The sequence below is a fragment of the Pseudomonas sp. 05N434 genome (genome assembly GCF_056396965.1).
Genome location: NZ_JBFTMK010001204.1, coordinates 1 through 364, shown reverse-complemented (window position 1 = coordinate 364; position 364 = coordinate 1). Strand labels below are relative to the sequence as shown.

Annotated in this window: 1 pseudogene; it reads left to right on the top strand. The window is 63.7% G+C overall.

Annotated elements, in window-relative coordinates:
* A pseudogene (locus AC1DLB_RS32440) lies at positions 1 to 364 on the top strand (RHS repeat protein); the annotation flags it as partial.

The following is a 364-nucleotide window of genomic DNA, read 5'->3' as shown; positions in this document are numbered from 1 at the left end:
GCCGCCGCACCGCCTACGTCTACGACCTCAACGGCCATCTGCTGGAGAAAACCGAATTCGGCGATGACGGCTCGCAGCTGGTTACCGGGTACGAGCGGGATGCGGAAGGACGGCTGTTAGTCAAAACCTTGCCCGACGGCATCAAGGTCGAATACCGCTACGACAGCCTCGGCCGATTGGTCAGCGTCGACGACGGTCACGATCATCCGCAGGAGTTCGAGTACGACCAACAGGACCGGCTGATCACCGAGCATCAGGGCTGGGGAACGCTGCGCTATGGCTACGACGCCTGCGGCCAGCTCAACCGCCTGCGCCTGCCGGACGGCAGCAAGCTCGACTACCACCACGCCAAGGGCAAGGGTGG